Annotated in this window: 8 protein-coding genes; 2 read left to right on the top strand and 6 right to left on the bottom strand. The window is 75.2% G+C overall.

Annotated features, from left to right (window positions below; genetic code table 11):
- On the top strand, positions 1-697 hold a 697-nt coding region (locus ABZV94_RS38855; protein ID WP_356349332.1), incomplete at its 5' end, for an RICIN domain-containing protein.
- A gap of 34 nt (positions 698-731) precedes the next feature.
- Here ABZV94_RS38855 and ABZV94_RS38850 read toward each other — a convergent pair.
- From ABZV94_RS38850 to ABZV94_RS38830, 5 genes are all read right to left on the bottom strand, one after another.
- On the bottom strand, positions 732-1,220 hold the full coding sequence (locus tag ABZV94_RS38850) for a universal stress protein (RefSeq protein ID WP_356349330.1): 489 nt from the start codon (positions 1,218-1,220) through the stop codon (positions 732-734).
- A 25-nt stretch (positions 1,221-1,245) separates the two neighbouring features.
- On the bottom strand, positions 1,246-2,499 hold the full coding sequence (locus tag ABZV94_RS38845; RefSeq protein WP_356349335.1) for an arsenic transporter: 1,254 nt from the start codon (positions 2,497-2,499) through the stop codon (positions 1,246-1,248).
- 63 nt (positions 2,500-2,562) lie between these two features.
- On the bottom strand, positions 2,563-3,804 hold the full coding sequence (locus tag ABZV94_RS38840; RefSeq protein ID WP_356349327.1) for a hypothetical protein: 1,242 nt from the start codon (positions 3,802-3,804) through the stop codon (positions 2,563-2,565).
- Positions 3,805-4,027: 223 nt separating this feature from the next.
- On the bottom strand, positions 4,028-4,729 hold the full coding sequence (locus ABZV94_RS38835; protein WP_356349325.1) for a DUF4232 domain-containing protein: 702 nt from the start codon (positions 4,727-4,729) through the stop codon (positions 4,028-4,030).
- 162 nt (positions 4,730-4,891) lie between these two features.
- On the bottom strand, positions 4,892-6,283 hold the full coding sequence (locus ABZV94_RS38830; protein WP_356349322.1) for a serine/threonine-protein kinase: 1,392 nt from the start codon (positions 6,281-6,283) through the stop codon (positions 4,892-4,894).
- A gap of 47 nt (positions 6,284-6,330) precedes the next feature.
- Here ABZV94_RS38830 and ABZV94_RS38825 point away from each other — a divergent pair, with 47 nt between their 5' ends.
- Positions 6,331-6,879 (top strand): RNA polymerase sigma factor, encoded by a 549-nt coding sequence (locus ABZV94_RS38825; protein WP_356349319.1) that lies wholly within the window; start codon positions 6,331-6,333, stop codon positions 6,877-6,879.
- A 15-nt stretch (positions 6,880-6,894) separates the two neighbouring features.
- Here the strand turns inward: ABZV94_RS38825 and ABZV94_RS38820 are convergent.
- The coding region (locus ABZV94_RS38820) for a SpoIIE family protein phosphatase (protein WP_356349317.1) at positions 6,895-7,585 on the bottom strand (691 nt) is incomplete at its 5' end.

The raw sequence follows: 7,585 nt of genomic DNA, 5'->3' as shown, positions 1-7,585 counted from the left end.
CGCCTCCCGCCGCTCCGCTCAGCGGGCCGCCCGGCGGGTCCGGCGCCGGAACCTCGCCCTGGCCGTCGTCACCGTCAGCGGCCTGGTCGTCCTGCCCGTGACGCTGTGGTCGGCGCTCGGCTCCGACGACGGCCCGCCCTCCGGCCCCGCCGGCACGCCCTCCCGGACGCCGGGCGGGGAAGTGGCCTCCCCCGGCCCCTCCTGGGCCGGACGGGACGCCCCTGGTCAGAGCGCCTTGCAGGGCAGGCTGCGCAACCTCGCCTCCGGCCTGTGCGTGGCCGTCGCCGGCGACAGGGCCGTCCAGGGCGCCGAGACGGAGCTCTCCGACTGCTCCGCCGCCGCGACCCAGCAGTGGACGTACGAGACCGACGGTCTGCTGCGCAGCGCCGCCGCCCCCGATCTGTGCCTGGACTCCCGCCTCGGCTACTCCGTGCGCCTCGAACCGTGCACGGCCACCGGCAAGGCCGCCCGCGACCTCCACTACGACTTCACGCTCCAGGGCGCCCTGGTACCGCGCTCCGACCAGGAACTGGCCCTCACCCCGGCCGCCACCGACGGCTCCGGCGCCCTCGTGCTCAAGACCCGCGCCCCGGGCACCGCCCAGCGCTGGGCCATCGACACCGCCCACCCGGACCTGCGGATGGAGAACGTCCACTGGGACGGCGACAACAGCCCCGTGCAAGCCGCACGACCGTGACGAGGGGCGCACCGCACCCCGGCGCCCCGAGCCCTTAGGGGTGGTGATGCGGCGGCGGTGGCGGGATCGTGTCCAGACGCGGGGCCGGTTCCGGCCAGACCAGCAGGACCGGGCAGGGCGCGTGGTCGACGGCGAAGCGGACGGCCGGGCCGAGGCTCTTCGGGCCCAGCCGGGACCGGTCACCGTCCCGTGCCAGGACCAGCAGTCCGGCACCCTCGGCGGCGGCCACCACCTCCCGCTCGACCCGGCCCGACCGCTCCTCGCGCACACAGGGCCGGCCCAGGCGTTCGGCCGCCGCGTCGAGCAGCGCGGCCGCCGACGTGCCGCCGAGCGCTTCGAGACGGTCGCCCGGGTCCTGCCCCCGCCGCCCGAGCAGCCCCGCGAAGGCTCCGTGCGCCACCGCGGGCACGTCCGGTCCGCTCACATGGAGCAGCACCACCTCGGCGTCGTCCGGTGTGTGGGCGCGCACCGCGTCCACACAGGCGGGCCAGGTGCCTTCCACGAGCCAGACGATCACGCGCATTCCTCGGCCTCCTCCGCTCACTACCTCACATGATCCGCAGCGACCCCCACAGTGCCACCACCGCGACGGCGAGGGACGAGGGCACCGCGAGCAGCCCGAGCCGGGTGAACTCCCCGAGGTCCACGTCGTGCTCGTGCTGGTGGACGATCCGCCGCCACAGCAGCGTGGCCAGCGACCCGGCGTAGGTGAGGTTGGGGCCGATGTTCACGCCGAGCAGCACGGCCAGGACGGCCCCCGGCCCGGCGGGCGCCGCCAGCGGCAGCAGCACCAGGACCGCGGGCAGGTTGTTGATCAGGTTGGCCAGCAGCGCGGCCAGCGCGGCGATCCCGAGCAGCGCGGCCAGCCCGGTACCGCCCGGCATCACCCGCCCGAGCACGTCCGAGAGCCCGTTGTCGACCACCGCCCGCACCACGATGCCCAGCGCCAGCACGAACGCGAGGAAGGCCGGGGCCGCCGCCCGTACGACGGTCAGCGGACCCGCCTTCCGGCGGACCAGCGCCCGCCCGGCCAGCACCAGCGCGCCCGCCGCGGCCACCCAGGCGGGCTCCACGCCGAACGCCGACGCCACCACGAACCCGGCCAGCGTGCAGCCGACGGTCACCAGCGCGAACAGCGGCAGCCCGGGCGGCTCACCGGTGTCCCGGCCCGCCGGGGCCGCCGCCGCCAGGTCCCGGGCGAAGAACCGCCGGAACACCAGGTACTCGGCGCCGATCGCGGCCAGCCACGGCAGCGCCATCAGTGCCGCGAACCGGGTGAAGCTCAGCCCGCTCGCCGCGAACGCCAGCAGGTTCGTCAGGTTGGACACGGGCAGCAGCAGCGACGCCGTGTTCGACAGATGCGTACAGGCGTAGACGTGCGGTTTGGGCCGTACGCCCGTCCGCGCGGCCGTGGCGAAGACCACCGGGGTGAGCAGCACGATCGTCGCGTCCAGGCTGAGGACGGCGGTGATGGCCGACGCCAGCGCGAACACCGCGGTCAGCAGGCGCACCGGACGGCCCGCCGCCCACCGCGCCGTCCACGCCCCGCACGCCTGGAACAGCCCCTCCACGTCACAGAAGTGGGCGAGCACCAGCACCGCCGCCAGGAAACCGACCACCGGGCCGAGCCGCTCCGCCTCGGCACGGGCGTGGTCGAGGGAGATCGCGCCGGTCGCTACGGCGATCCCGGCGGCCGGCACGGCCATGACCGCCTCCGGCCACCCGAAGGGCCGCACGACGGCCCAGGCCAGCACGGCGACCAGCAGGACAGCGGACAGTGCCTCGGCGAGCGGGGTGTTCAGGGCGGGTCCTTCCGGAGTGGATCGTTGGTTTCCCGCCCATGAAAACAGACGATCCTGAACGGGTTACGACGCCCCGGCGCCCGCCGCGCCCAGGAACTCCGCCCAGCCGCCCGCCGGGGACTGCCCGGGCACGAGCGTGCGCAGCTTGCGCAGCACCGCCGGGTCCTGCGCCTCCAGCCAGGCCACCAACTGCTTGAAGGACACGAAGCGCACGTCGTCGTAGGCGGCCATCCTGCCGATCGCCTCCTCGACGGCGTCCATGTAGATGCCGCCGTTCCAGCGTTCGAAGTGGTTGCCGATGAAGAGGGGCGCGCGGTTGGTCTCGTAGGCCCGCCGGAAGCCGGCCAGGTAGGTGTCGCGGGCCTGGACGCGCCAGGTGTCGTACTGCGCGCGGTCGCCGAGCGGGTTGCCGCCGGACTGGTTGAACATCATGTTGTAGTCCATCGAGAGGACCTGGAAGGAGTGCCCGGCGAACGGTATGGACTGCAGCGGGAAGTCCCAGAGTCTGCCGCCCTGCACCTTGCCGGGCCAGACCTGGAGGCCGCCGGGGGAGCTGGCGTCGTACTTCCAGCCGAGCGCGGCGGCGGTGGGCAGCAGACCGGCCTGGCCCTCGAGACAGGGGGTCCGGCCACCGATCAGCTCCTTGCGGTAGTCGAATGGGAGCGGGTCAAGGTCGGTGAAGCCGGTGTTGGTCTTCCACTTCGTCACGAAGTCCACGGCCTGGTCGATCTCGCTGCGCCACTCGGCCGGGGACCAGTTGCGCACGCCGCTCGCGCCGCAGAAGTGCCCGTTGAAGTGGGTGCCGATCTCGTGGCCCTCCAGCCAGGCCGCGCGCACCTGCTGGAGCGTGGCGTGGATGTGCCGGTCGGCGAGGTAGCCGATCGCGGAGGCGCCGACCGGGTGCTGCGGCGGCCGGTACAGGTCCTTCCTGGACTCGGGCAGGGTGTAGATGCCGCTGAGGAAGAACGTCATCCCGGCGCCGTGGTCGGCGGCCACCTTGCGGAACCGGGAGAACAGCTTGTTGCTCAGCTCGCCCGCGCCGTCCCACGAGAACACCACGAACTGCGGGGGCCGCTGGCCGGGACGCAGCCGTTCCGGCTTCGGCTGGTGCGGCTGGGCGCCGGTGTCGGCGGTCGAGCCGTCGCCGATCGGCTTCACCGGCCGGGCCTGCGCGGTGCCCTTCCCGTCCGCCGGGTCCGGCCCGCCGATCCTCAGGCCGGTGCCGGACGAGCAGGCGGCCAGAGTTCCGAGGGCGCCCGCCGCCGCCCCGGCCGTCAGTACCCGCCTGCGTGAGATCCCGCTCATCTTCTCCCCGAATCCCTGGTCGTGGCCCCTGGGGGGCCGTCTCTCCGTGCGGTCGACCGGGTTCGATGACCGGAGGCCGGCAAAAGATCGCGGCTCGCGGCGGCTGTTGCCGTCCTGTGACAGTCGTGGCGCCGGCATGACGAACGGGCTCCCGCCGCCCCGGCATGACGGACCCCGCTGCCTCGGGGGAGTGACAGCGGGGTCCGCGTGGAGGGGCGCCGGGTCAGGAAGGTCCGGCGCCGGGGGTGAACACCGTCAGGCGGACGGCGGAGGAGTTGCCGGAGACCGGCACCGGCCCGCCCTTCCACGCCACCTTCAGCTGGTCCCGCTCGTCCGGCGGGGTGACCAGCAGCGCGGCCGGCGTGGCCGTCTTCGCCCCGCTGATCCCCGGGTTGGAGAAGGTCAGCCCCGCCCAGGCGCTCTGCCCGGGCCTGAGCGTGACGGTCGCCGGGGTGCCCGGCGACCGCTTCGGGTCCGGGCCCAGCTGACCGCCGGAGGCGTCCACGAAGGCCGCCCCCGGATAGCCGTGCAGGGTGCAGGTCCGGGCGGAGGCGTTGGTGAGGACCACGGGGAAGTTCTCCTGGCCGGCGCCCGGGTCGTTGCGGCCCACGGAGGCGCGCAGCTCGGAGGTGTGGCAGCGGCTGCTCGCCGCGGCCGGGGTCGTCGTGGCCGTGCCGCCGCCCGAGGTCGCCGTCGCCCGGGGCGCGGACGACGTGCCGGTGCCGGGGGAGCCGGTGGCGGACGGCGCCGGGCTCGTCGTGCCGTCCGTCGCGGGGGCGGCCGTACCGGAGACGGTGGCCGGGGCGTCGCCGTGCGCGCTCGTGCCGTTGCCGCAGGCGGTCAGCAGGCCCAGCACGGCGGCCGTGCCCACGAGCAGGGCCCCGTGCCGCGCGGACCGGGGGGCGGACCGGGGGGTGTACACCATGTCGCTCAACACTCCTGGAGGTCACGGCACGCGACGGGAACGCGTGCCTAGGGCGCCGGGTGCGCCGTCGTCTTCGTCCGATGCGCGGACCGCCGGAAAAGTTCGGGACGCGCCGGGTTCCGTCGGGTTCTCTTCCCCGCCCCGCCCCTCGGCAGGCGCCGTTCAGGCCGCGCGCAGCGAACGGAGCAAACCGTCGGTCGCGTCCCCGCCGGCCCGCTCACGCACCTGCACGTACACCTGCGGTTGCGCCGCGCCGTCCGCCGGGACCAGCGCGGACTCGGTGACCGAGCCGCCGTCCGGGCATCCGCTCCAGGCCCGGACCAGCCCGTGCCAGTGGGCGTCCGTGAAGTCGTGGGCGCCCGTGTAGCGGCAGCCGGGGTGCGCGAGTGTCCTCACCCTCGCGGTGACGTCGCCGTGCCCGCCGACCCCCACGAACACCCCGTCCACGGGGGAGTCCAGATCGGACCAGCGGGACAGGTCGTCGGCCACCACCAGACCCGGTTCGTGCCCCGCCTTCAGCCCGAGCGCGTGCGGGTTCCAGCCGGAGTCGCGCAGTTCGCGGCCCCAGCCGGCGGGCACCCGCAGGCTCACCCGCCCGGTGACGTCCGCGACCCGCACCCCGTCGTCCGTGCCGCCGTCGCGGTGCAGCGCCACGGTCACCGCGACCGCCGCGGCGGTCGCGGCGAGGACCGCGGCGACGGCCAGCGTCACGGTGGTGAGCCGGCCGCGCACCCCGTCCAGGCGCCGCGCCGGCCGCACCGACGGGCCGGCGGCCAGCCGGTCCAGCTCGTCGGCGAACGCCAGGGCACCGGGCCAGCGCCGCGCCCGGTCCGGTTCCAGCGCGCGCAGCAGCGCCCGCTCCACGTCCGCGCCGAGTTCCGGCCGCAGCCGCCGGGGCGGTATCACCTTGCCCGGCGCTCCGGGCACGGTCCCGGTGAGCAGTTCGTAGCCCACCGCGCCCAGGCTGTAGACGTCCGCCCGCTCGTCGATGCCCTCGCCGGGCTCCGCCTGCTCCGGCGGCCGGTAGCCCGCGGAACCGGCCGCCAGGGTCAGCACCGACGCCTGCGCGAGGCTCTTGGCCAGCCCCAGGTCGGCGAGCAGCACCCGGCGGGTGCCGTCCGGCGCCGTGTGCAGCAGGACGTTGGTCGGCTTGATGTCGCGGTGGACGATGCCCGCCTCGTGCAGCGCGGCGGCGCCGCGCGCGGCCTCGGCGGTCAGCGCGAGCGCCTCCCGCACCGGCAGCGGACCGCCCGCCGGCAGATCGGCGAGGGTGCCCCCGGCGGCGTACTCCATCACGAAGTACGGCCTGCCGTCCGGGAGTTCCCCGATGTCGTAGACCTGCACCACCCGGCTTGTCCCGGCCCGGCGCAGCAGCCGGGCCTCGGACAGGAAGCGCTCCCGGACGTCGAGCCGGTGCGCCCAGTTCTCGGCGAGGACCTTCACCGCCACCGGGGCCTGGAGTTCGGGGTCGTGCGCCAGCCACACCGTGGCGAAGGCGCCACTGCCCAGCGGCCGTTCGAGGCGGTGGCGGCCGATCCGCTCCAGGGGGTGCATACGACTATCATGCATGGCCTGAGATCGACGTGGAGGGGGGCCCGTCCGTGCAGGACCAGGCGCCGACGGAAGACCTCGCCCGGCGCGCCGCCGCCGGCGACAGCGGGGCCCTGGACCGGCTGCTGACCGAGATCCGGCCCGAGGTCGTGCGCCGCTGCGCGCGCTTCCTGCCCTGCCGGGAGGACGCCGAGGAGGCCGCCCAGGACGTGCTGCTCCAGGTCGCCCGGCACATCACCGGCTTCCGGGGCCGCAGCCGCTTCGGCACCTGGCTGTACACCGTCGTCGCCAACTGCTGCCGGCAGAAGTACCGCGAGCTGAAGCGGCGGGCCGCCGAGCAGCCCGCGGCCATCGAGCCCGCCCACGCCGTGGACCCGCGCACCACCAGCGTCATCGCCGGCTCCCGGGTGGATCTGCTGGAGGCCCTGGAACGGCTGGAGCGCGAGCATCCGCATCTGGTGGCGCCGCTGGTCTACCGGGACATCTGCCAGCTGGACTACGCGGAGGCCGCCGAGCGCGCGGGCATCCCGCTCGGCACCCTCAAGTCCCGCCTGCACGAGGCCCGCAAGCAGGTGCGGCCCTGGCTGGCCGCCTCCTGAGACGCCGCCCCGGGCCTACTGGTCCTCCTCGTACAGCGGCAGCTCCGCCCAGATCGTCTTGCCCTCCGGGGTGTGCCGGCTGCCCCAGCGCTGGGTGAGCTGGGCGACCAGCAGCAGACCCCGGCCGCCCTCGTCGAAGGTCTTCGCCCGGCGCAGGTGCGGGGCGGTGTGGCTGGTGTCGGAGACCTCGCAGATCAGCGTGGTCGCGTCGTGGATCAGCCGGAGCCGGATCGGCCGGGCCCCGTACCGGATGGCGTTGGTGACCAGCTCGCTGACCACCAGCTCCGCCGTGAACGTCGCCTCGCTCAGCGACCATGCGTCCAGCTGGTCCACGACCTGCTTGCGGATCGGCGCGACCAGCGCCGGGTCGGCGGGGATGTCCCAGGTCGCCACCTGCGAGGCGGGCAGGCCCCGGGTGCGGGCCAGCAGCAGCGCCACGTCGTCCGGAGCGGCCCCGCCCGGGAGCAGGGTGTGCAGCACGCCGTCGCACGCCTCGTCCAGGGAGTCCGCGTCCTGCCCCAGCGCCCGGTACAACAGCTCGCGGCTGGCGTCCACGTCCCGCTCCCGGGACTGCACCAGGCCGTCCGTGTAGAGGGCGAGGACGGTGCCCTCGGGCAGGTCCACCTCGGTGGACTCGAACGGCAGCCCGCCGAGGCCGAGCGGGGGACCGGCGGGCAGGTCCAGCAGCTGCGGCCGGCCGCCCGGC

The sequence above is a fragment of the Streptomyces sp. NPDC004658 genome (genome assembly GCF_040609555.1).
Lineage (GTDB): Bacteria > Actinomycetota > Actinomycetes > Streptomycetales > Streptomycetaceae > Streptomyces.
This window is presented reverse-complemented; position numbering and strand designations above follow the sequence as displayed.